Below are 21,396 nucleotides of genomic sequence, written 5' to 3' on the forward strand. Positions count from 1 at the left end.
GACAGAGCCGGAGCAGATCTTTTGTTATAAAGCAATAATCTTTGCGAAAAGAGACTTAATGAAAAAATCCCATCTTGTGATTAAGAACAGGATTCATGGGAATTCTAATCTATAAATTAAGGTTTAGGGTGTTGAATTCTGTGTTTAGACGTAGAGAAGTGAAGAAAGATATTGAAAACGGGTCCCCCCATAGCTTTGATATAGAAACATTTCATAAAGAAATTCTTTCACTGGTAAGCAACAGTGAAGATTTGGTATTCAGAATCATTACAATAGGCGAACAGAAGCTTGCAGTAGTATATTTTGATGATTTAATCAATACTACAGCGATGCAGGACAGTATCATCAGGCCACTTGAGGAATCCACAGGTGACCTGAATTATCAACTGATCCAGGATACGATTAATATTGCGAAACTTACACAGACGAATCAAATTAATGACGTTGTAAATAACATCGTCAATGGAACTGCTTATATACTCAAGCAGGGTGATACCCATGGGATATTAGCGGATGTTTCTGATAAGGGCACAAGGGGGTTGGAGAAAGCTGAAACAGAATCCCTTGTGTTTGGTCCTAAAATTTCTTTCACAGAATCCATCACGAAGAATTTAAATCTGATTCGTTCTAATATTAATGATCCTAAACTATGTGTTGAAACATTCATGATTGGATCAAGAGCTAAGAAAAAAGTTCAAATGGTTTACATAAAAGACATTGCTGAAGAAGAGAACGTAAATACGTTTAGACAGCGCATTACGGAAATTGAAGTTGATAGTATAGTTGATTCCACAGTACTCGCTCAGATGATTGAAGATAATTCATTTACATTCTTTCCGCAATTTATTACAACTGAGCTACCGGACCGCTGTACCATCTCACTCCTTCATGGAAAGATCTGTTTACTTGTCGATCGCAGTCCTACAGCGGTCATCGGACCATCTACGTTTATGAATTTCTTTGAATCGACGGAAGACATTTATATGAGATGGAATATGGGAACGTTTTTAAGATTGGTTCGCTTTGTGGCAATCTTCTTCTCCATCCTATTGACACCTGCTTATGTGGCGGTATTAACATACCATTACGAGGTAATTCCATCTGCTCTTCTGGTTTCATTAGGTCAGTCACGATCTAACGTTCCATTCCCGCCTTTTTTTGAAGCTCTATTATTGGAATTCATCATTGAGCTCCTAAGAGAGGCTGGAGCAAGATTACCAACAAAGGTTGGGCAAACCATGGGGATTGTAGGTGGTATCGTCATCGGTCAAGCGTCAGTGCAAGCTGGGTTCACCAGTAACATTTTAATTATTATCATCGCGATATCCGCCTTGGGCTCCTTCACTGCTCCAAGCTATGCAATCGGAACAGCCGTGAGAATCATCCGTTTCCCAATCATCATCATGGCCGGGTTATACGGTGGTGTGGGAATCATGTTTTGCCTCTGTTTCATTCTCATTCATTTACTGAAAGTGACAACATTAGGCAGACCTTATCTATCACCAATTTACCCATTTAGGTTTGCAGACTTCAAATACAGTCTATTCCGCTTACCCTATCAGTATTTAGTCCAACGTCCCATCTCCAATCACCCCATGGATCAGGGAAGAATCCCTGAGAAGAAAGCAAAAGAGAAGAAAGACGTTGATGAGTAAAGGATGAATTGTATGAATATTAATGTGAATCCAAAGGAACGGTTAATGTTTAATGCCTTTTTGATCATGTTTATCTTACACACTGCCCAAACGGGAGTCGGGATTGCAGGGCTGCCAAGAGTCATTTACATGGAGGCGAACAGAGACGCATGGATTTCTGTCGTATTAGCTGGAATTCTCGTTTCGATTGTTCTATATCTCATGGTAAAAATGCTTGAAACTTACGATAGTACCGACTTGTACGGCATTCACTTGGATGTTTATGGGAAATGGATCAGCAAAGGATTTAACATTCTCTACATTGGATATTATCTCAGTGTCACCTACGTGATCTTAATGAACTATATTGAGATGGTCCAAGCCTGGATATTTCCCAAAATGCCCACATGGCTCTTGATGGCGTTATTGATTTTTTTAATGGTTTATTGTGTGTTGGGGGGAATCCGGGTAGTCGTCGGAATTGCTTTTTTAGGACTCATCCTTGCCTTCTGGTTAGTATTCATGATCTACACCCCCATTAAATATATGGACTTCAATCATCTTCAACCTGTATTAACATCCTCCCCCAAACAGATACTGATGGGCATATATAAATCAAGCTTTACCCTCATTGGCTTTGAATTGGTGTTATTTGTGTACCCTTACATCAAGGAAAAGAAAAAAATACTAAGATATGGCCTTATTGGTGCAGGATATTCCACCTTTCTCTTTACGGTTGTGACCGTTGTAAGTATCGGCTTTTTCTCAGAAGATGCCCTTTTAAAGACTATCTGGCCAGTCCTGTCCATGTTCAAGATATTGAGGATCCCAAACTTGGAGAGATTCGAATTCATCGCCGTCTCTTTCTGGATGCTCGTCATCCTTCCAAACATTTGTCTCTATTTTTGGACAGCTTCTAGAGGAATGAAAAGAGCATTTAATGTTTCTCAAAAAAAAGCCATCTACCTCTTCGCTATCCTGCTTTGGATTTTATCCCTTTGCGTGCAGGATCGTATCACGATGAATACCATTACAGACAAAGTTGGTACTACTAGTTTTATTCTTTCGTTCGTTTATCCATGCTTCCTGTTCATGCTGGTTAAATTGAAATACATTTCTAAGAAGAAAAAGGGTGTAGATGTATGATTAGAAACATCATGCTCCTCCTGCTTTGTCTTTGTACATGTTTCTTAAGCAGCTGCGTGGAGCAAAAATATTTAGAAAAGCTTGGATTGATCACTGCAGTTGGATATGATCAGGCTGAGGATGAAAAAATAACCGGTACGATGGTACTCTATCAGTTTAACCCGGCCATGCAGGATGTTGAAAAGGTCCTTATAAGTAAGTCAAAGACCAGTAAAGGAATCCGTCTCTCACAGAATTTAGAAACCGATCATAAGCTTGTTTCCGGGCAGCTGAGGATAACAGTTTACGGAAGAGAGCTTGCGGAAAAAGGGATTTCCCACTTGGTTGATACGTTGGAACGGGATTCTTCCATTGGGAATATGGTGTACTTGACAATAGCTGATACGACTGCCGAACAAATCCTGAATTATCAAATGACGGAAAGACCTTCGAATATGGGGACGTACTTATATAATTTGGTCAGGCAAAACGTTGAATCGGAGTTGCTGGTTTCTCCAACACTCCAAGAATTCATCACCGATTACGGCAGTGTTGGCAAAGACCCCATCCTGCCATTGCTAAAGGCAACAGACGGGAAGGTTGGAGTGGATGGATTCGCATTGTTTACAAGGGATAAATTCATTAAAGAGATTAAAAAAGACAAGATTTTTTTTATTCGATCTCTTATGGAAGATTATAATGCCGGCAGTGTCGAAGTGGAACTACCATTAGAAAAGTTCAAACCTTACTTAACAAGTGCTCATCTTGGCCAAGAAAAAGATAAGGTTTATATTATGATTGATAGTATAAAATCATCTCATAAGGTAAAAGCAGAGAAAAAAGCAACACCGACCTTTGAAGTGAAATTGAAGATCGAATCACGTTTACTCGAAATGTCTGAAGAAATGAAGTTGTCAGATCCAAAAGCGTTGAGATTGCTTGAAAGTGAGATTGGGGACTATATCGAAAAAAACATCAAAGAAATTATTTTGATGCTTCAAGAGGAAGGGACGGATCCAATCGGATTTGGCACGGAGTATAAAAGTATAAGGGGACACGAAGATTTATCGAGGGAAAAGTGGGATAAACTGTACAAAGATGCTTCTTTTCATGTGAAAGTAGAGAATAAAATCATACGAACAGGAGTAATTGATTAATAACCAACAGGTCCATCCAATTAAGAGGGACCTGTTTTTTTATTCCTGTGGAATTCGTTCTGCGATTTCATCGATGATTGACTTATTGTTAATTTCCATCGGTTGATCACCTTCGAAGATAATCAAACCGTAATAGACCTGTAGATCATCGTCACACGCTTCGCAAAAAAACTCTTCACCCGGGTTCCAAAAAGCAATTGAGTGCAACCTCTTACTTTTTGACTTACGATAGCTTTTACTCAATCGTCTCATTTCTTCAAGAAACCTTTCGGTTGCTTCATCCCTGTTATTAAATGTCCACTCTTGAACAATATCTTTTTTCCAGCCTTCAAAAAACCACCAAGGCTCTGCATCACTTTTTGTTGTCATGACTCTCCATGTATTATTCAATGCTTCACCCTCCTTTTTTCCATGTCCAAATTGTACATAAAATACGAACGAAAGAAAAATATTTAACTTATACTACTCTAAATTATTGACAAGTTCCCCCCTGTACAAGCATAGGTTTATTAGAAAAGACCTATGTTGATCAAGGTTAATAATAAAAGGGAGGAAAAACATTTGAATTTTATTGTATTGAAGAAAGGCTCCATCATCGCCATATTAGTGACCATTATGATCATTACTGTCGGGACGATATGGGCATTATCCTCTAAAAACTCCTATCCTACCGTCTCATTATCAGATAAAACGGGTGACAAACAAGTAATCCAGCTGGTCACTGGGGAATTCAAGTCTGAAACAGCCTCAGGAAAAAAGATTGAGTCCTATCGATGGGACCCTGGAACGATTGTAGTAGAAAAAGAGGTGCCTGTAGAATTACGGATATACGGAGTAAACGGCATGGAACATCCATTTTATATTGAGGGAACGGATATTAAAGGTACGGTGAAAAAAGGAGAAGAAACCGTAGTAAATGTGGCGTTCTCAAAAGAGGGAACGTATAGACTGATTTGTGAAACACATGAAACCATTGATCGTAATGGTCCAATGATTGCGTATATAGTGGTTGATTAATGGATGAATTGCGGGCTCTCTAAAGGTGGGATTTAGCCCCTTGGGAATCTTTCAAAATGGGTATGTCATCATCTTAAAATGCCATACCCATTGCATATCCAGCCACTCCAAATACAATTCCAACGAAATAACTTCCGAAGAAATAAAAGAGCCCCATTTTCACTTCCCCCTGGAGAAGCCTCAATACCTCCCAGTTAAAGGTTGAGAAAGTAGTAAATGCTCCACACACTCCGATTCCGAAAAAAAACATAGCATTCTCTTCGGCACCACTTCCAACCAATAGCCCCAAAAATAAAGAACCCAATGCATTAACCAACAGGGTCGCTTTCGGAAAATACGAACTACTGCACCGCTTAACGGCGTTCGCAACCAAATACCGTCCGATTGCCCCAACGCTTCCCCCTAATGCTATCAACCATATGTTAACGCCCATGACTGATCACCTTCCCTTTTCTTCCCGAGACAAAACCCAGCCATGCTAAAAGGACCCCACCAAAAGAAGTTATGGTCATATACACGAAAAACATGCCCCACTGCTTCTGCAATATAAAGGTGATCAACTCGATACTAAGTGTCGAAAAAGTTGTAAAAGATCCCAAGAACCCTGTTGCAATAAGTAAATACGATTTTTCATATTTAGAAGACCATCGACTATAGAAATAAGCCAATAGAAAGCTTCCCAGGAGATTCGCCGTTAGTGTCGCAAACGGTAATCCATTTTGAATCGTCCAGAGGTAACTAATTCCCCACCTGCACAAACTTCCTAACGCTCCACCTATCCCGACTAATAGATATTTCATCCTGTATAACATCCCTATTTAATAAATTATTTTTTTGAATCCTTTTGTTCACTTATTCGTATGTACAATTACCATAGTTTCTTATTCCATTTAGCTGTATACTTTAACTGGAATAGAGTTTAAGCTTTAACCATTCATTTTATCAGTAAATTGAAGGAGTCTTCTCCAGTGACATTTATCATTATACAAGACTTAGTAGACTTTTACTTTAGTCCATTACATTTAACTATAGTATTACTATTTATCGTCGCTATGATTTGGAATCACATCCCTGGTACATTTCATCTATACGTACGACCCTATGATAAGAGGGCTGAAGGACCAAATATCATTGCCAAGTGCGTTGAGGCTAGTGATATTATTCCTATCGGGATCAGGTTCATTACATGCATGAAATTTCAATTTTATCATACCGATAATGACGAAGAATCCTCTTCTGTTTGTTTTTAACCAACAAGCATTTATACAGAGGAGGAATTATCATTGAGAAAAATTTCATTCATCATGCTACTTACATTATTCACTCTATCAGGGTGTCAAAGTGCAACAACTGAAGGAGCGTTCTTTCACGACTATCTTGTTAACCCATTTTCGTTTCTCATCCATGAAATAGGTACCTTCCTGGATGGAAACTTTGGTCTTGCGATCATTCTCATTACCATTTTCATACGTCTCGTCCTTTTTCCTTTTATGCTTAAAACGTATAAGAATCAACAGGATATGAAAGGGAAAATGGCTTTAATAAAGCCGGAGATGACGGAAATGCAAAAAAAGATAAAAGAAGCGAAAGATAAAGATGAACAGAAGAAACTGCAGCAAGAAATGATGTTGCTTTACCAAAAACATGGAGTGAATCCTCTTAATATGGGATGTTTACCTTTGTTAATTCAAACACCCATATTGATCGGGTTATACTATGCGATTCGGTCATCATCTGAAATCGCAAGCCACTCGTTTCTATGGTTTAATTTGGGGCAGCCGGACTATATAATGGCCATTATTGCTGGCTTGGTCTATTTAGCCCAAGCTCGGGTATCTTTGATGAATATCCCTGCAGAACAGCAGGCCCAAATGAAAATAATGAGCTATCTTTCGCCCATTATGATCTTTATTTTTTCATTTAATGCGCCAGCTGCCTTACCCCTATATTGGACAGTGGGAGGGGCATTTCTCATCTTACAAACGCTGATTGGTAAAACCCTTTATCATCATCAACCATCATTAGAAAAACAAGAAAGTCAATGAAAAAAGGGAGCCCGCAAGCTCCCTTTTTTTACATTTAAAAGATTATTTTTTGACAGATCCTCTTCTGAAAATGGAAATTCCCATAATGAAAAGCAGGATCATGTAAATAAAAAATGGGTAAAAAAGGATTTGTTGACGTAATTCATCTCCGAAAAATAATCCTGAGCTTTCACTCGAAGCAACTGCGTTTTTATGTGTTACGGGAGATTTCATCACAGGACTGAGCTTTGTTGAAGCCATTTCTTCCTGATCTTCGTTATATAGTGTTAATACTCCATTTCGATCCAGGCTCTCAGTAAACTTCCCATTCGCAGGCTGAGTAAATTGGAAATCCTGATCAAGCTCAAAAGAAGTATCCTCATAGTGAAAGACCGAATTCTTTGGAATAGAGCTTCTGGTGAAACCACTTAATCCATAATCAAGTAGTTTTCTGGTATCTGAGTAGATAGCTCTCTTGGACTGAGCCTTCATCGTAACAACGACCAGAGAGAGATTTTTATTTTCAGCTGAAGTCACAAGCGTATGTTTGGATTCATCAATGAACCCATTCTTCCCTCCGGTCACTTCCGGATAAGGAAGTTCCCCTTTCACCATCTTATGATGATTATAAAGAGTAGTCTTCCATCCCTCAGTCGACCAATCAATTGATTTCAAACTAAAAAGCTCTTGAAATTTTTTGTTCTTTAAAGCATAGCTAGTAATCACTGCCATATCATAAGCCGTTGTATAATGATTTTTACCGAACAGTCCATGAGGGTTTTCAAAATTCGTATTCTCTACGCCAATTTCGTTTTTTAAAAAAACGTTTAATTTTTCAACAAATTGCTGAACGGAGCCCTCGGTGTGTTCAGCAATGGCAACCGCTGCATCATTACCGGAGTTGACCATCAGCCCTTGTAGCAACTGCTCCAAAGAAACCCTTTCTCCTGCTTCCAAGTAAACGGTGGAGCCTTCTGTATTACTTGCTTTCTCACTTATTACCACCTCGTCATTCAGGTTGGCATGCTCGATTGCATAAATAGCTGTAGCAATTTTTGTAATACTTGCGGGATTCATCCGTTTAGTCGAATTTTTCGAATACAATATACTCTTTGTTTTAGAATCTATAATGATAGCCGAATCACTAATGATATTTTTAGGTTTATTCACATTATTTTCTTGTGCTGATACGATAGAGGCAGTAAAACAGAATAAGATCAGAACAATGAACCATTTTTTCATATATCCACACACCTGTCTTGTCAATGTACTTACCCATTCTATCAAAAATGTTTTTTATTTAATCATGAATCTGAGAAATGTTAAGAAATTGAAAGAATGGTGTCAAATCCTGACATCGATTTCAGACTTTGTAATAATAGGTGTCTATATTTCCATTTCACCTTCGTTTACAATAAAATAAGAGTATGAATATGAAACCTTTTTGCTCATTAAATCGTATCTAACGTAAGCATCTTTATGAAGGGGTAGATGAAATGAATACATTTCTTCAATTTTCAGTAAGAACAGTCATCTCATTCAGTATAGGGATCAGTAGTTTTATCGCCTACTTACTCCTATTTGACTTAGGATTCCCTCTTACATTCTTGTCAGGTCTCGGTACGGGTATTCTCCTTTTCTTCATCGTAAAGGGGCTGCAAAAGAGATGGTGGCTGAAAAAAAATGGACTTTCCTCACAGGAATTTCGATATATTAACAAGAATTTAAAAGAAGCGAAAGAAAAAGTAAAACGCCTTCAAAAACAACAATTAAGGGTAAGGTCACTTGGGGCTTTTAAGCAAATCCTCGAATTGAACAGATTGAGCAGAAGAATTTATCAACTCGTAAAGAAAGAGCCGAAAAGATTCTTTTCTGCAGAATCATTTTTCTTCTACCATCTGGATTCAGTTGTTGAAATCACAGAAAAATATACGTTTCTTGCTGCACAACCCGGGAAGAACAAAGAAGCCTTCTTATCCCTTCAACAAACCCGGACCACACTTGATGATCTGACAGGGTCATTGGAGAAAGACCTGCAAAACGTATTGGCTAATGATATGGATACACTACAGTTTGAACTAAACTTCGCCAATCAACATTTATCTCATAAAAAAGACTTAAAATAGATATCGGAGGTTTTATGATGGAGCAACGAAATGAACAATCTGAACTGGACCTGCTGCTTTCCAACCCGTTTGGAGATGAAATGCCTGCTGTAAGTGAACAGACAAAGTCTCCTTTGCTACTCGACCGCTTACCAAAAGAACAGCAGGAAAAGGCAAAGCAATTAGCTGCTCAGATCGACTATAAAGACTATGAAGCGATTTTAAAATATGGAACTGCCGCTCAGACCCAGCTTTCTACTTTCTCCCACTCCATGCTCGATCATGTACAAAAACGGGACATCGGTCCCATTGGCGATGTGTTAGGAGATTTAATGAAAAAGCTCGAGCAAATGAATCCTGATGAACTGAATACCAAACAAAAGGGAGTTTTCAAAAAGCTTTTCCGTAAAGTCACTTCCTCCCTGCAGGAGGTCCTTTCCAAATACCAAAAGATCGGCTCACAGATCGATCGCATTTCAGTCAGACTCGAACATTCAAAAAAGACCCTGCTTGATGATAATCGACTATTGGAAACCCTGTATGAAAAAAATAAAGACTATTTTCAAGCCCTGAATATGTATATTGCAGCAGCTGAAATTAAACGGGAAGAGATTCAACATACGCTGCTTCCCTCATTACGCAAGAAAGCAGAAGAAACGGATGACGAGTTAATTTATCAGGAAGTCAATGATACGATGCAATTTCTGGATCGATTGGATAAACGGATCCATGATTTAAAGCTAAGTAGACAAATGACCATTCAGTCTGCCCCCCAAATACGCCTAATTCAAAATACGAACCAGGCACTGGCAGAAAAAATACAGGCATCTGTACTCACAGCCATTCCTCTTTGGAAGAATCAAATTGCCATAGCCCTGACTCTCCTGAATCAACAAAAGGCTGTAGCCGCTCAGAAACAGGTTTCGCGGACCACCAATGAGCTCCTTCTTAAAAATTCAGAGATGCTTAAAACGAATAGCATTGAAACAGCAAAAGAAAATGAACGAGGAATCATTGATATTGAAACATTGAAGAAAACACAAGAAAACCTTATTTCCACCATTGAAGAAACCTTGGCCATACAAGCAGAAGGACGACAGAAACGTCAGCAGGCAGAACAGGAAATGGTCACGATGGAAAACGACTTAAAACAGAAACTCATTGAAATCAGAAAGTAAAAGAGGAGCCGGTTGGCCCCTCTTTTACTTTCTGATTACTATATTCTGAGCCGAAAAACAACTAAATGAACCTTTTGCTATTTCTCCTCATTGTGAACAATGCTATCCGTTATTGCATCATACTCCTTTTCCGCAATGGAGCTTGTGATGATTTCTTCTTTTTCCAGTTTTGCGACGGCCTCATATTCTGCGTATAGTGCGTGTTTTCTCAGTGTCGTTAGCTGATCTGCTTTTATTACTGGATTTTTTTTGAATAAATTATCCAATTGGGCTTTTAACATGTCGATTCTTTTTGTATACATATCGACCAGCTCATTGGATACAGGATCTGTAATATAGAGCTTTTGTTTTACACGATGGATCTCTCCAATGGCTGTTTCATATCTGTGGAGTTGACTGAGCAATTTTTCAAATTCCACATGTCCCCCTTCTTTTGGTTTAATCCCTAAAAGATTGATCAAGGGTTTGATTGTCAATCCTTGGATGACAAGGCTGAATAATACCACACTAAACCCAAGGATCAAGACGTCTTCTCTTCCTGGGAAATCTCTCGGAAGGCTGAGGATCAAGGCGATTGATAACGATCCTTTCAAGCCTCCCCAATTCAAAATATGCTTCCATTTATGAGGGAAGTTCCCGATGAGAGATAAACTTGTATAGACTGCAATACTTCTTGCCAGAAGTACTAAGAGAATGGCTGCGAAAATATAAGGCCATTTTTCAATAAAGTCTATCCTCGTTATTTCAAGTCCGACCATTAAGAAAACGAGGGAATTGGCAAGTAACGCGGCTACATCCCAAAAACTATTTATGTTCAATTTTGTTGTAGGGCTCATACCGATTTTCCCGCCGTAATTACCGAATATAAGAGCTGCAATCACGACCGCGATAACACCTGAAGCATGGACGCTCTCTGCAAGGAGGAATGAACCATAAAACAAAATCACACTGAATATAATTTCCAACGGATAGTCATCGAAGTACTTGGTTAAAACGGAAAACGCATAACCGAGGGAACTTCCAATAATGACACCCAAGGATACCACCCGGATGAACTCCCAAATGCCACTCCCGAGTCCGGACCAGCCTGCATCAATATAGGATAGTAAATAATAAGCGGATATATTGAACAATACAACGGCTAAACCGTCATTAAATAAACTTTCACCTTCAATGACAACCTCCAACCTCTTCTTTACTCCTACACTCTTGAATATGGATAGTACACTGACAGGGTCTGTCGCACTCATCAATGCCCCAAAAACAAATGCTGCCGGAATGGAAAAGTTAAAAAGGTAATACGCTGAAAAGCCGATAATTAAGAACGAAATGAATGTTCCCCCAAAAGCCAAGGCAATAATCGGCTCCTTATTCGCACGCAAATGGGTAAAAGGCAGCTTCAAAGCTGCTTCACCCAGAAGCGCTGGTAAAAATAATGTGATAATGACAAAATTAAATACTTCTCCTTCTGTTATAAAATCCTTGAGGGGCCCAAGGACTGGTATATTGAATAACCCGATAAGGGCACCTACAATGACTAGGGCAATTGGATATGGTTGTTTGAATTTCTTGGCAATTGCCGTGATACCTGCTGCGATCATCACTAAAATAAGTCCCAGTTCAAAAATATGGTGCATATCTAACTCATGCATAATCACCGTGACCTCCCTTTTTTTATAATTTTTTCCTCATCTCTTTATTTATTAACCTTCCCTTCATCGTGAATACGACTCGCATTTATATCATTTTTCACCATACAAAAAAGAATGACCTTCTACGAATAGTGAGAATAGTCATTCTTTCATTATACATTTTTTTCCTCTTTTTTTCGAACTTGACGGATTTTCCACTTACAGATTCTTACCAAACCATGGAGAGAAAACTTGTTTCTTAGTGGTTTTTTCTTGCCTCCATCCTTTTTGATTCAAGATGTGATTCATCCTGTGATATTCATGAATCGTGGCATTCATATCAGAAATATTGTTCATCTTATCCATCGCCTTTCATTTTATTACTTTCAGTATATTGCAGGTAAAGGTAATCCGAATGAGATGGATGATTGATTTTATTTCAGCCTAAGGACTGATTTTAATTCCTCCTTTCCCAAAAAAAGACGACCACATGGTTCCCATGTAATCGTCTTGGTCCTTCATCTATATACTTTTGTACAGAAGCTTCCGTAATAAAGGAAACAACACTTCAGGGAGTTCTTCTACATCTGAAACAAGAATACTGTAATTCCCATAAATGTTCTGAATGGTTTTTCTTTGCCCCTCATCTATTTCTCCGTTCGCTAAAAAAACGTTGATGACTTCAATTCCTTGTTTTCTTGCGTCTAATACAGCCTCATGAGTATCAACGATCCCGTTTTGCTCATAATCCATCGCTGCTGGCTCACCATCAGAAAAGACCAGAAGGAATTTTTGTTTTTCGTTCCGTCTGAGGATCCGTTCTGTCATTAACCGAATGGCAAAGCCGTCCCGATTATCTTCTTCAGGCTGGAGCTGCATGATTTCTGAGCCACTGTTAGGTTTTAAGGAAGAATAGAAGTCCAGTACAGGATTCATGTAATTTGGTTGACTGGTCTTTGTGGCCCTGTTGGTATCTTCCCAAAAGCCGATAACCTCATGCGGCACGCGAACGGACTTTAACGATTCATGAAATAACGTGATTCCCAGCTTGGTTTGATCCATCTTGTCATACATAGAACCGGAACAGTCTACCAATAATGAAAACACGGCATCTATTTCAGAAGATGGATTCAGTTTCTTATAGAAAAGTCTTGGATTATCGTCAGTAATGAACCGCAATAACTTTTTGTTCAGCCTACCGAAGTGCAAATCACTTCTAGGCTGGATTCGCTTATGCTCCAATGTTTTCTCGATCATTCTTTGAAGCTTCTTTTGATAAGGAGCGATTAACCCTTTGTTAAGGTTATACAAGTGCTTGTCTTCTGAAGTAGGAATGGTTGGCGAAATAAAGTGAGGTACAGCAAAGCGATTGTCCTTTCCATACTCACCTTCCCCTCCACCAAGTTCATCTCTTTCTTGCTCCTCTGCCCTCACATTTTGGTACTGCTCCTGCTCCGTTTCTTTAGCTGAGCCCTGTACCATAGCCATTGCCTGGTCTCCATCATCCCCTTCACGGACACCTTCGCCCATAAGATCGGATTGACTTCCTTGGTCTAAGTCAAACTGAAGGAATGACTCCCCTTTGTCACTCGTTTCCCGGTGCCAGGTACGGAATTCTTCATCTATCACTTCTTCCTCCCCTGTGCTCTCTTCTTCCAACACATCCTGATTAGCAAGGGGATCTTTTCTCTTTAAATCGTCAAATGTTTCAGTAAACATTTCCTCCGTGTTATACACATCTTCAGGCAAATGGAAGTATTCATTTAACATATCTTTTCTAACAATCTCATCGATTACGTCTACCATTTCCAGGCAAATTCTTACTACATCTTTTGTGTTACGGGTTTCAAAGAAGCGCGTGATTTGCCGATGTAAAAAGGGCATTGCTAAATCAATATCCTCACTTATCCGAACAGGTTCTTCTAAAGGAGATTGTGCATGGAGAAGTAGGAATATTGAATTAAATAGAGCATCTGTGAAAACACTTTTCGTAATATTTACTTTAAGCTGTGCCTCGAAGTGCTGGCGATATAATTTTCTTCTCGTTTCAAATGACTTCTTTGTTCCCGGACGCTTGGATTTACAAATTTCCTCTAAGCGAGCTTCTTCACCAATGACAAATAACTGCTTGGCAAACCGGGGAACAGAAGTTGCTTTCACCTTCTCAATATAATCGATAACATCATCGTTCGTGGTTTCATGAAGATTACCGATCGTCCTTAAATAAATATCACTTTTCAATCCATGTACTTCTTCTTCTTTTTTTCGGTGATCCCAAAAATGACTGACATAAACCGTTCCTTCTTTATAATCCAGATAAGAAAACGGTCCGTATTTCAAGTTCATATCGGCATTTTTGGAAAGTGTTTTCGTCAAATCAGCCATTTCCATTACTAAAAAAGAGTCTATGGTTTCATCATTAAATTGAATAAATCGATGCATTACAAGTCCCTCATTCAAATAAGGTTTCAGCTATATTTTGAATAGCCGCTTTTTCTCGTTCATCTTCCAGTTTATCAACGATTCCGCGTTGTATAGCCCTTTTTGCCGGTAAGTACACGGCTAAATCACAGGCATCCAATAGGGCACGTATGGAAGCCGCTTCCTCTGAAATTTGGCCATTTTTCACTTGAACCAATAAATCCGAAGACAAGTCTACAAATTGAGTAATAAGCTTAGAATCGGACAGCTTGCTTTGACTTTCAATCACACTCTTTAACGTTTCCCCTTCGATATATGGCACATCGATTACAACAAAACGATTTTTTAACGCTTCATTTAACGGGACCGTGCCTACATACCCTTCATTGATGGCCGCTATTACACCGAATGTAGGGGCGGCTTTGACTATTTCCCCTGTAAATGGATTCGTTATACTTCTGCGGTAATCCAACACACCATTTAAGATCGGCAGCGTTTCAGGCTTGGCCATATTAATTTCATCAATATAAAGGAGATGCCCATTTTTCATCGCTTGAATAACAGGTCCCTCAATGAATTCAATGGTGTTTTTTCCGTCTCTTTCGCTGATTGTTTTATAACCCAGTAATGCTTCTGCATCTAAGTCAACCGAGCAATTTATACTGTGCATCGGTTGAGAGAAGATGGATGATAAGGTATCAGATAGCTTCGTTTTCCCTGAACCAGTGGGTCCCTTAAGAAGAAGATTTTTCCCTAAAGACAGAGAGATGATACTATCTTCAATAATATAGTCTTCACTAGCGGTATACCCTCCTTCTCCAATTAATGAAGAATGCTCAGAAGAAGAGAATAATTGCTTTCTCTCGTTTATAATATAAGTAACCGATTCTGGTAATAATCGTTCAACATTCATTTTAAGACATCCTTTCCATTTCACATACTAGACATTCTACATGTAATAACGCTTACACTGCAAAGGCTCTGCCTAATTTTGTTACGAAGAATATATTTTAGTCCTGGACTAGCAACCCATTGATATATCAAAATGTTAAAAAACACCCATTATCGGGTGCTTTTCAGCTTCTATACTTTTAAATCATATCGAGTGAACCCTCGAGATACGTACATACCAGCTTTTTGATAAACGATGGTTGCGTCTGTATAGCTATCACTGTCGACTGATAGAGCTGCTGTAGTCATTCCTTCGTCTTTCAATTTTGAAAAAGTATAATAAAGCAAATAGTGGGCGAGCCCTTTCCGACGCCACTTTTTGCGAATCCCCAAATGGGTGATTTCCCCTAAATTTGTTTCATTGTTAACCGTGCAAAAGACAAAGCCTACAAGGTCATTCCCTTCTCTTAATACAAACCAGAGATCAGGGTCAAATGAAGGACGAAGAAAACGCTTCTTAAATTCATCCAAGCTGGATGGATGATAATCAAAGTGGTCTGAGAACACCTCTTCAAATACCTGATGAAGACTCTCAGCGTCGGTATCGGGATTGAAACTAGAAATACAGTAAGATGAAGAGACGGATGCAATAGATAGATCTTTTAGCTCTTTTTTCATCTGGAACCAATAACGGGTTGGTATAAATCCATATTTCTCAAAAGCCTTCTTCTCTTCCTCAAGATTAGCAGAAAGGATAATGGTTTTTGAGTCGGAACTCGTTTCTTTCTTTCTCCTGGCTGATATAAAAAGCTCTTCTGCCAACTCACCTATATAGAGATCCATATGATCGTTTGGAAGGGCAATGAGTAATGAAGGTAAACGGTGATCTTTTTCAGTAAGAATGGAGATAGCTACTAAATTCCCATCATGCCACAGCCCTCTTCGGTCAGCTTCAGGAATAGATTCAATCATTTCTTGAATATCAGCCTCACTCGTTTGAACCTCTCCATATACTTCCGTTTCATAACTATTGAACAGGTTAATGAGAGATGCATGGTCCTCCATCGAAATGATTCGCTTACTAAAAGAGTGTTTCATTCTCTTCTCCCCATTTGCATCATATTTTAGTAGCCATCAAAAAAAGCCGGTCTCTTCATATTAGAAGAAACCAGCCAGAAAGGGGTGGCTTACACCTCTTCAAAGTACTCTTTGTAGAAGCCTCCCATTTTACCACTTTCATCAATGACGAAGTAATACTCTTCAGATTCGTTTTTCACTTCGTATTCTTTTCCAATGGATAAAACATTTTCAACTGTATATTTCTTTGCGTCCGTATGTACACATTTTACCTTTTTCCCGGTATTGTTTTCCGTCCAAGTTTTGTGAATCAATTCAATAACCTCCTTTATGAATGTACTATGCTAATAGTATATTCTTACAGAGCTATAAGTTCAACTACTAACTGATTTGTCATTTTTTTGTGAAACTACCACTTTTAATAAGAAAATATGGTATATTATAGGAGGAAATTGTAGGAGAGGTTCGATTATGGTGAGAGACGGATTAAAAAGAATTGGTATGTTCACTTTAGTATTAATGGTTTTTTACATGAGCACCCACCGACCTAATGAAGAACAATTTTATTCATGGCTTTTGGATGAATACAATATTGAATGTCATGAATCTATAACCTGTACGAAGAAACTTGAAGGAAATTCTTATTCAACCCTGATTGAAACAGGCTCAAATGTTAAAAATGGCTACTTGCTATTTAACACAATCGGTAAAATATATGAGGATGAAAATGGCTCAAGGACCACAATTAAAGCGTTGGGTGTATTCGGGAAGTATTTTACTATAATAAAAGATGAACAAGATAGATAGACTGATTAAAGGAGAAGGCATCTTTGATCAGTCTTTTCTTATTTTCTATAGCGTACCTTTTTCCATTTCGAAGTATTAGAGGTTTTTTTCAAGGTAATAACAATACTGTACACGATAACCCCGATGAATAAAATGGAGAAAATGATTCCTGCCTTCACGCTCACTTCTTCCAGTAATCCCTGAAAACTTTTTGGAAAATACCTCCCAATCTGAAAATACACAAATCCCCAAACAAAAGCAGACGGAAGAGCATATAAGAGAAACTTCAGGAAAGAAATCCCTTTAGACGTTCCTGCAATATAAGGCATGAATAATCGGATGCCTGGTATAAAATAACTGAATGAAATGGCAAATGGACCATACTTATTTATCCATTTTTCACCATTGTCAATGAGTCTCCTTGATTTATCTCCCTTCATAAAGCGAGATATTAGTCTTGTTCCGAAGTATCGGCCATTTAAAAAGGCGAAGATTCCATAGGAGATTAATCCACTATACATAAAGAAAAAGGAGGTATACGGGTTGAAATTTCTCCATTCAGATAAATATCCCGATAGTGCAGCAGCGAGTTCGTTAGGTACCGGTAATCCTAAAAAAACAATCCAGCTAAAAAGAAACATGGCGATATATCCAAATTGATCGACCAATTGTAGTAAAACATCCATCGTACTACCCCATTTCACACAAAGCGACTATTTTCACGTGCTTATCGCGCCTTTCTATTCACTACCCAGTATTGATAGGTTGAAAACGCTTGGAACCCTAACCTCTTAAGAATGGGAGCAGAGTGGCCGACTCTGGCCTGACAGGTAACAAACCGACATTGCGCACGTTTTGCCATTTCCAATCGATGGGCCACTAATGAAGAATATACTCCTTCATGCCTTGCTTCTTTTAGCACCCCTCCTCCATTGAGGTATAGGAATTCATGATCACGGCTCAACCGATAATTTCCGTATCCAACGGGATGCCCCTCCTTATTGTAAGCTAATGTGAACCCACCATCCGTTCCCCATTTGCTTATAAACTCTTTTCTTTGTTTAAAGATGACCGGCTTGTCTTCTTCCCGATATCCCCATATGGAGGAACTGATTTCTACAAGATCATGAATGTGAAGGTCACTTTCAACTGTAATGACTCTATGAGAAGGTGAATTGATGAAATGATTCTGATTCAGATCAAATACCAGTCCCTCATAACGCTCTTCCATCATACCATCATGTGATTGGATGAACTGCTCTTCCTGATCGATAAGTGGCTCCCTGATCCACATACTAAAGGATTCCTTTCCATAAAAGCCTTCAATCACCTTCCATTTTTCATGAAGTTCATTCAAATCGTTTATAATGAATTTAGGTACCTTATTAGCAAAGACATTTTTCAACTGTTTGTTTTTGATTGCAACGATTCCCTCACTGTGTAAACTATCCACTTCACTCGGTATCAATCGATCTGGATAGTCCCAGTGATGTGATTCTATTGCAGTGAATAATAGATCATCACTTACCTTCATGACTTCACCTCCCGGAACTCATTCGTACATCTATTCTTATTAGTCAAGAAGATTCTGCACCTGTTCTTCTGTCATCCCTATTCCAACTAATTGTTGCTGTAATTTCTCATGATAGGACTTGCTTACATGTGGCCGACTGCCACGTAGAATCTCTTTTGCATAATGATCTGGGGGACAGGTTTCCTGACACTTACCTTTCACAATAAAGGTCAATACGTCCTTGTAAAGCTTCCTGCCAATCCGTACGTCGATGAAAGCTGCTCTATACCATCCAGGGGCTACCCCTTCTCTCGTGAACAAGTATTCTACTGCTTGTTGAGGGAGATCATAAACTACCCCTTCCATTGTCCCTCCATCCTCAATAATGTCGCCCCGGCCACCATCATGTACTTTAAAGAGATACTTCATAGAATATCCTTCCAAAACTCCTCCACCAAGACAGTTTTTGAAATGGTGATCTACATGAGCTAATTTAAAACGCTCATCATCCATGCACGAACCATACGCAAAATAAAGTATTCTATCAGGCTTGTCATTTAGAAACTGATGTACTTTCCAATCTCCTGATTGAATTTCTTCCTGGAACAATTCTTCGTTTTCAGAATAATACACAAAAGCTTCCTGCGGTCCATTATCTGTTTGAACCAGTTTAAGCTTTCGTATATAAAGGTTGTCTTCACGTTCTTCGATGAAATCCTCCAATTCATCCAACGGTGATAATATACTGGAGTTAATTTTATATAATTTGCCATAAGTAGTCCCATTGCCTTCTTTTAGTGCGGGATATCCTCTTTTTGTATCGTAAAGAACACCTTCCACCCAAGCTTGTTCCCTCATCAATATGGCTTCCTTTAATAAAAAATGATTGCTTTCGTGTTTTCTTAACGTCCCATAAACAAAAACGTACACAGATAATCCCCTTCCTGTTGTTAACATAATTATATTATCGTTAATCATTTCTTAAGTCTTTCCTTTATTTTAGCAAATAGTCTCTGAAGTTTCAGTTATCTACTACTCCTATTATACTTATGTATCCCTATGAAAAGGACATTCCCGATGAATTGGGAATGTCCTTTTTAAGGAAGCGTTTTCAAATCGTTAATTACTTTTAGGCAGGGCTGCTTCTTTCGCCTGCTCTCTTAAACGAAATTTTTGAATTTTCCCTGAAGCTGTCATTGGGTAGGAATCAGTAAACTCGATATACCTTGGAATTTTATGACGGGATATCTTCCCTGTACAATATTCTCTAATCTCTTCTGGTGTTGCGGTTAGACCTTCCTTCAAAATAATCCAGGCCATAACTTCTTCACCATAGACTTCATCAGGGATTCCAATGACTTGAACATCTAATACCTTTGGATGGGAATAAAGAAATTCTTCAATTTCTCTCGGATAAATATTCTCACCGCCTCGAATGATCATGTCTTTTAATCTTCCTGTAATTCTACAATAGCCGTGTTCATCCATGACCGCTAAGTCTCCAGTATGCAGCCAACCTTCAGGATCTATGGCTAACCTGGTAGCCTCTTCATTCTTGTAGTACCCTTTCATGACGTGATACCCACGAGTACACAACTCACCCTGTACCCCGTGGGGAAGTTCCCTGTTCGATCCAGGCTCTACAATCTTCACCTCTACATTTGGCAAGGCTTTTCCAACCGTTTCTACCTTTAATTCAATCGGGTCATGGGTACGTGTCTGAGTAATGACAGGGGAAGATTCTGTCTGACCGTAGGCAATGGTTATCTCATCTGCCCCCATTTTATCCATGACGCCCTTCATGACTTCGATAGGACAGTTACTTCCCGCCATAATTCCAGTACGCAAATGGGAAAGATCGTATTGATCAAAGTCTGGAAGGTTCAACTCCGAAATAAACATGGTTGGCACCCCGTGAAGACCAGTACATTTTTCATCCTGCACCGTTTGCAGAACCTGTCTCGGATCGAACTCCTGTAATGGAACCATAGTAGCCCCAACCGATACACATGCAAGTGTACCCAATACACAGCCGAAGCAATGGAAGAATGGAACAGGAATACATAAACGGTCTTCGTTCGTCAATCTCATGCACCCGGCAATATTATATCCATTATTTACGATATTAGAGTGAATAAGCATGACTCCTTTAGGAAATCCAGTCGTGCCTGACGTGTATTGCATGTTGATGGCATCATTGGGGGACAGGCTCGAAAGTCTTTCATCCAACTTCCCTTCCTCAACATCATTTCCTCTATCCATAATATCCTGCCAGCTATATGTACCTGGATATGCGTTCTCCCCTAAGACAATGACATTCTTTAAATATGGAAGTTTTGAACTCTCCAATTCCCCGGGTTTAGACGTTTTCAATTCAGGACATATTTCATACAACATGTCTATATAGGAAGCCCCTCTGAACTCTTCCATCAAAATAATCGTTTTACTGTCGGATTGCTTTAATAAATATTCTAATTCAGCAGTACGATAATTAGTATTTACGGTTACCAGTACAGCTCCCATTTTGCCCGTCGAAAACTGACTTACTAACCACTCAGGAGTGTTAGAAGCCCATATCGCGATATGATCTCCTTTATTGATCCCAAGATCCATAAACCCCTTTGCAGCCTGCCTGCACTGTTGATTAAATTCATGATAAGACCATCTTAATCCTCTGTCTGCGTAAACGACCGCTTCAACCTCAGGCTGTATACGAGCTTTTTCTTCGAGTAATTCACCTACAGTTGTTTGTATTATCTCGGACAAATGGATATCCCCCTTTATATGTATTCATGTTAAGCCTGGAACCTTACAGTATAGGTAGTCAAAGAGGTTAA

The 21,396-nt window shown here is 39.0% G+C and carries 22 protein-coding genes; 9 read left to right on the top strand and 13 right to left on the bottom strand.

Translation table 11 applies throughout. The features are described from left to right. Window positions 1–140: 140 nt before the first annotated feature. Genes DET59_RS02390 through DET59_RS02400 form a run of 3 tightly spaced genes read left to right on the top strand, consistent with a single transcriptional unit; the run spans window position 141 to window position 3,916 of the window. On the top strand, window positions 141–1,655 hold the full coding sequence (locus tag DET59_RS02390; RefSeq protein ID WP_258549542.1) for a spore germination protein: 1,515 nt from the start codon (window positions 141–143) through the stop codon (window positions 1,653–1,655). Between the two features lie 12 nt (window positions 1,656–1,667). Then, window positions 1,668–2,780 (top strand): GerAB/ArcD/ProY family transporter, encoded by a 1,113-nt coding sequence (locus DET59_RS02395; RefSeq protein ID WP_113967981.1) that lies wholly within the window; start codon window positions 1,668–1,670, stop codon window positions 2,778–2,780. Then, window positions 2,777–3,916 (top strand): Ger(x)C family spore germination protein, encoded by a 1,140-nt coding sequence (locus tag DET59_RS02400; protein ID WP_113967982.1) that lies wholly within the window; start codon window positions 2,777–2,779, stop codon window positions 3,914–3,916. The genes DET59_RS02395 and DET59_RS02400 overlap by 4 nt, the downstream gene beginning before the upstream one ends. A gap of 39 nt (window positions 3,917–3,955) precedes the next feature. On the opposite strand, the gene DET59_RS02405 is transcribed toward DET59_RS02400, so the two are convergent. Beyond that, complete coding sequence (locus DET59_RS02405) at window positions 3,956–4,306, bottom strand: DUF1033 family protein (protein ID WP_113967983.1); 351 nt, start codon at window positions 4,304–4,306, stop codon at window positions 3,956–3,958. A 171-nt stretch (window positions 4,307–4,477) separates the two neighbouring features. Between DET59_RS02405 and DET59_RS02410 the strand changes: the two genes are divergently transcribed. After that, window positions 4,478–4,933 carry a cupredoxin domain-containing protein gene (locus DET59_RS02410; protein WP_113967984.1) on the top strand — a complete coding sequence of 152 codons (456 nt, stop codon included), beginning with the start codon at window positions 4,478–4,480 and terminating at the stop codon, window positions 4,931–4,933. Between the two features lie 73 nt (window positions 4,934–5,006). On the opposite strand, the gene DET59_RS02415 is transcribed toward DET59_RS02410, so the two are convergent. Together DET59_RS02415 and DET59_RS02420 are read right to left on the bottom strand one after the other, a co-directional pair. After that, entirely contained in the window at window positions 5,007–5,366 is a 360-nt protein-coding gene (locus tag DET59_RS02415) for a fluoride efflux transporter FluC (RefSeq protein ID WP_113967985.1), read from the bottom strand. After that, window positions 5,356–5,733, bottom strand: a complete 378-nt coding sequence (locus tag DET59_RS02420) for a fluoride efflux transporter FluC (protein ID WP_113967986.1) — start codon at window positions 5,731–5,733, stop codon at window positions 5,356–5,358. The genes DET59_RS02415 and DET59_RS02420 overlap by 11 nt, the downstream gene beginning before the upstream one ends. A gap of 168 nt (window positions 5,734–5,901) precedes the next feature. Between DET59_RS02420 and DET59_RS02425 the strand changes: the two genes are divergently transcribed. Together DET59_RS02425 and yidC are read left to right on the top strand one after the other, a co-directional pair. Further along, on the top strand, window positions 5,902–6,183 hold the full coding sequence (locus DET59_RS02425; RefSeq protein WP_113967987.1) for a hypothetical protein: 282 nt from the start codon (window positions 5,902–5,904) through the stop codon (window positions 6,181–6,183). 54 nt (window positions 6,184–6,237) lie between these two features. Beyond that, window positions 6,238–6,978, top strand: a complete 741-nt coding sequence (yidC, locus tag DET59_RS02430; protein ID WP_113968048.1) for a membrane protein insertase YidC — start codon at window positions 6,238–6,240, stop codon at window positions 6,976–6,978. Window positions 6,979–7,020: 42 nt separating this feature from the next. Here yidC and DET59_RS02435 read toward each other — a convergent pair whose 3' ends face one another. Further along, on the bottom strand, window positions 7,021–8,199 hold the full coding sequence (locus tag DET59_RS02435) for a D-alanyl-D-alanine carboxypeptidase family protein (protein WP_113967988.1): 1,179 nt from the start codon (window positions 8,197–8,199) through the stop codon (window positions 7,021–7,023). A 254-nt stretch (window positions 8,200–8,453) separates the two neighbouring features. On the opposite strand from DET59_RS02435, the gene DET59_RS02440 reads away from it, so the two are divergent. Continuing rightward, complete coding sequence (locus DET59_RS02440; RefSeq protein ID WP_113967989.1) at window positions 8,454–9,083, top strand: 5-bromo-4-chloroindolyl phosphate hydrolysis family protein; 630 nt, start codon at window positions 8,454–8,456, stop codon at window positions 9,081–9,083. 14 nt (window positions 9,084–9,097) lie between these two features. Next, window positions 9,098–10,240 carry a toxic anion resistance protein gene (locus DET59_RS02445; RefSeq protein WP_113967990.1) on the top strand — a complete coding sequence of 381 codons (1,143 nt, stop codon included), beginning with the start codon at window positions 9,098–9,100 and terminating at the stop codon, window positions 10,238–10,240. Between the two features lie 77 nt (window positions 10,241–10,317). Here DET59_RS02445 and DET59_RS02450 read toward each other — a convergent pair whose 3' ends face one another. From DET59_RS02450 to DET59_RS02475, 5 genes are all read right to left on the bottom strand, one after another. After that, window positions 10,318–11,892: a cation:proton antiporter gene (locus DET59_RS02450; RefSeq protein ID WP_113967991.1), complete on the bottom strand. Its 1,575-nt coding sequence runs from the start codon at window positions 11,890–11,892 to the stop codon at window positions 10,318–10,320. A 501-nt stretch (window positions 11,893–12,393) separates the two neighbouring features. Further along, entirely contained in the window at window positions 12,394–14,313 is a 1,920-nt protein-coding gene (locus tag DET59_RS02460) for a vWA domain-containing protein (protein ID WP_113967993.1), read from the bottom strand. Window positions 14,314–14,323: 10 nt separating this feature from the next. Further along, window positions 14,324–15,205 (bottom strand): ATP-binding protein, encoded by an 882-nt coding sequence (locus DET59_RS02465; RefSeq protein ID WP_113967994.1) that lies wholly within the window; start codon window positions 15,203–15,205, stop codon window positions 14,324–14,326. Between the two features lie 170 nt (window positions 15,206–15,375). Further along, window positions 15,376–16,281: a GNAT family N-acetyltransferase gene (locus DET59_RS02470; RefSeq protein WP_113967995.1), complete on the bottom strand. Its 906-nt coding sequence runs from the start codon at window positions 16,279–16,281 to the stop codon at window positions 15,376–15,378. A gap of 89 nt (window positions 16,282–16,370) precedes the next feature. Then, window positions 16,371–16,574, bottom strand: a complete 204-nt coding sequence (locus DET59_RS02475; RefSeq protein WP_113967996.1) for a DUF6501 family protein — start codon at window positions 16,572–16,574, stop codon at window positions 16,371–16,373. A gap of 157 nt (window positions 16,575–16,731) precedes the next feature. On the opposite strand from DET59_RS02475, the gene DET59_RS02480 reads away from it, so the two are divergent. Then, window positions 16,732–17,067, top strand: coding sequence for a hypothetical protein (locus DET59_RS02480; RefSeq protein WP_113967997.1), 336 nt, complete (start codon window positions 16,732–16,734; stop codon window positions 17,065–17,067). A 38-nt stretch (window positions 17,068–17,105) separates the two neighbouring features. Here the strand turns inward: DET59_RS02480 and DET59_RS02485 are convergent, their stop codons facing one another. From DET59_RS02485 to DET59_RS02500, 4 genes are all read right to left on the bottom strand, one after another. Continuing rightward, complete coding sequence (locus DET59_RS02485; RefSeq protein WP_113967998.1) at window positions 17,106–17,732, bottom strand: DedA family protein; 627 nt, start codon at window positions 17,730–17,732, stop codon at window positions 17,106–17,108. 41 nt (window positions 17,733–17,773) lie between these two features. Beyond that, window positions 17,774–18,580, bottom strand: a complete 807-nt coding sequence (locus DET59_RS02490; RefSeq protein ID WP_113967999.1) for a GNAT family N-acetyltransferase — start codon at window positions 18,578–18,580, stop codon at window positions 17,774–17,776. A 39-nt stretch (window positions 18,581–18,619) separates the two neighbouring features. Further along, window positions 18,620–19,489 (bottom strand): gamma-glutamylcyclotransferase family protein, encoded by an 870-nt coding sequence (locus DET59_RS02495; RefSeq protein ID WP_258549544.1) that lies wholly within the window; start codon window positions 19,487–19,489, stop codon window positions 18,620–18,622. Window positions 19,490–19,678: 189 nt separating this feature from the next. Continuing rightward, a complete protein-coding gene (locus tag DET59_RS02500) occupies window positions 19,679–21,316 on the bottom strand; it encodes an AMP-binding protein (protein WP_113968050.1) in 1,638 nt (545 codons plus the stop codon). Between the last annotated feature and the right edge of the window lie 80 nt (window positions 21,317–21,396).

The organism is Rossellomorea aquimaris, assembly GCF_003315075.1.
GTDB lineage: Bacteria > Bacillota > Bacilli > Bacillales > Bacillaceae_B > Rossellomorea > Rossellomorea aquimaris_C.

What these genes read in the sequence shown, in the direction of transcription:
- DET59_RS02395 (WP_113967981.1), top strand. Translation starts at nt 1,668, where the DNA reads ATGAATATTAATGTGAATCCAAAGGAACGGTTAATGTTTAATGCCTTT.
- DET59_RS02400 (WP_113967982.1), top strand. Translation starts at nt 2,777, where the DNA reads ATGATTAGAAACATCATGCTCCTCCTGCTTTGTCTTTGTACATGTTTC.
- DET59_RS02415 (WP_113967985.1), bottom strand. Translation starts at nt 5,366, where the DNA reads ATGGGCGTTAACATATGGTTGATAGCATTAGGGGGAAGCGTTGGGGCA.
- DET59_RS02420 (WP_113967986.1), bottom strand. Translation starts at nt 5,733, where the DNA reads ATGAAATATCTATTAGTCGGGATAGGTGGAGCGTTAGGAAGTTTGTGC.
- yidC (WP_113968048.1), top strand. Translation starts at nt 6,238, where the DNA reads ATGCTACTTACATTATTCACTCTATCAGGGTGTCAAAGTGCAACAACT.
- DET59_RS02435 (WP_113967988.1), bottom strand. Translation starts at nt 8,199, where the DNA reads ATGAAAAAATGGTTCATTGTTCTGATCTTATTCTGTTTTACTGCCTCT.
- DET59_RS02440 (WP_113967989.1), top strand. Translation starts at nt 8,454, where the DNA reads ATGAATACATTTCTTCAATTTTCAGTAAGAACAGTCATCTCATTCAGT.
- DET59_RS02445 (WP_113967990.1), top strand. Translation starts at nt 9,098, where the DNA reads ATGATGGAGCAACGAAATGAACAATCTGAACTGGACCTGCTGCTTTCC.
- DET59_RS02450 (WP_113967991.1), bottom strand. Translation starts at nt 11,892, where the DNA reads ATGCATGAGTTAGATATGCACCATATTTTTGAACTGGGACTTATTTTA.
- DET59_RS02460 (WP_113967993.1), bottom strand. Translation starts at nt 14,313, where the DNA reads ATGCATCGATTTATTCAATTTAATGATGAAACCATAGACTCTTTTTTA.
- DET59_RS02465 (WP_113967994.1), bottom strand. Translation starts at nt 15,205, where the DNA reads ATGAATGTTGAACGATTATTACCAGAATCGGTTACTTATATTATAAAC.
- DET59_RS02470 (WP_113967995.1), bottom strand. Translation starts at nt 16,281, where the DNA reads ATGAAACACTCTTTTAGTAAGCGAATCATTTCGATGGAGGACCATGCA.
- DET59_RS02480 (WP_113967997.1), top strand. Translation starts at nt 16,732, where the DNA reads ATGGTGAGAGACGGATTAAAAAGAATTGGTATGTTCACTTTAGTATTA.
- DET59_RS02485 (WP_113967998.1), bottom strand. Translation starts at nt 17,732, where the DNA reads ATGGATGTTTTACTACAATTGGTCGATCAATTTGGATATATCGCCATG.
- DET59_RS02490 (WP_113967999.1), bottom strand. Translation starts at nt 18,580, where the DNA reads ATGAAGGTAAGTGATGATCTATTATTCACTGCAATAGAATCACATCAC.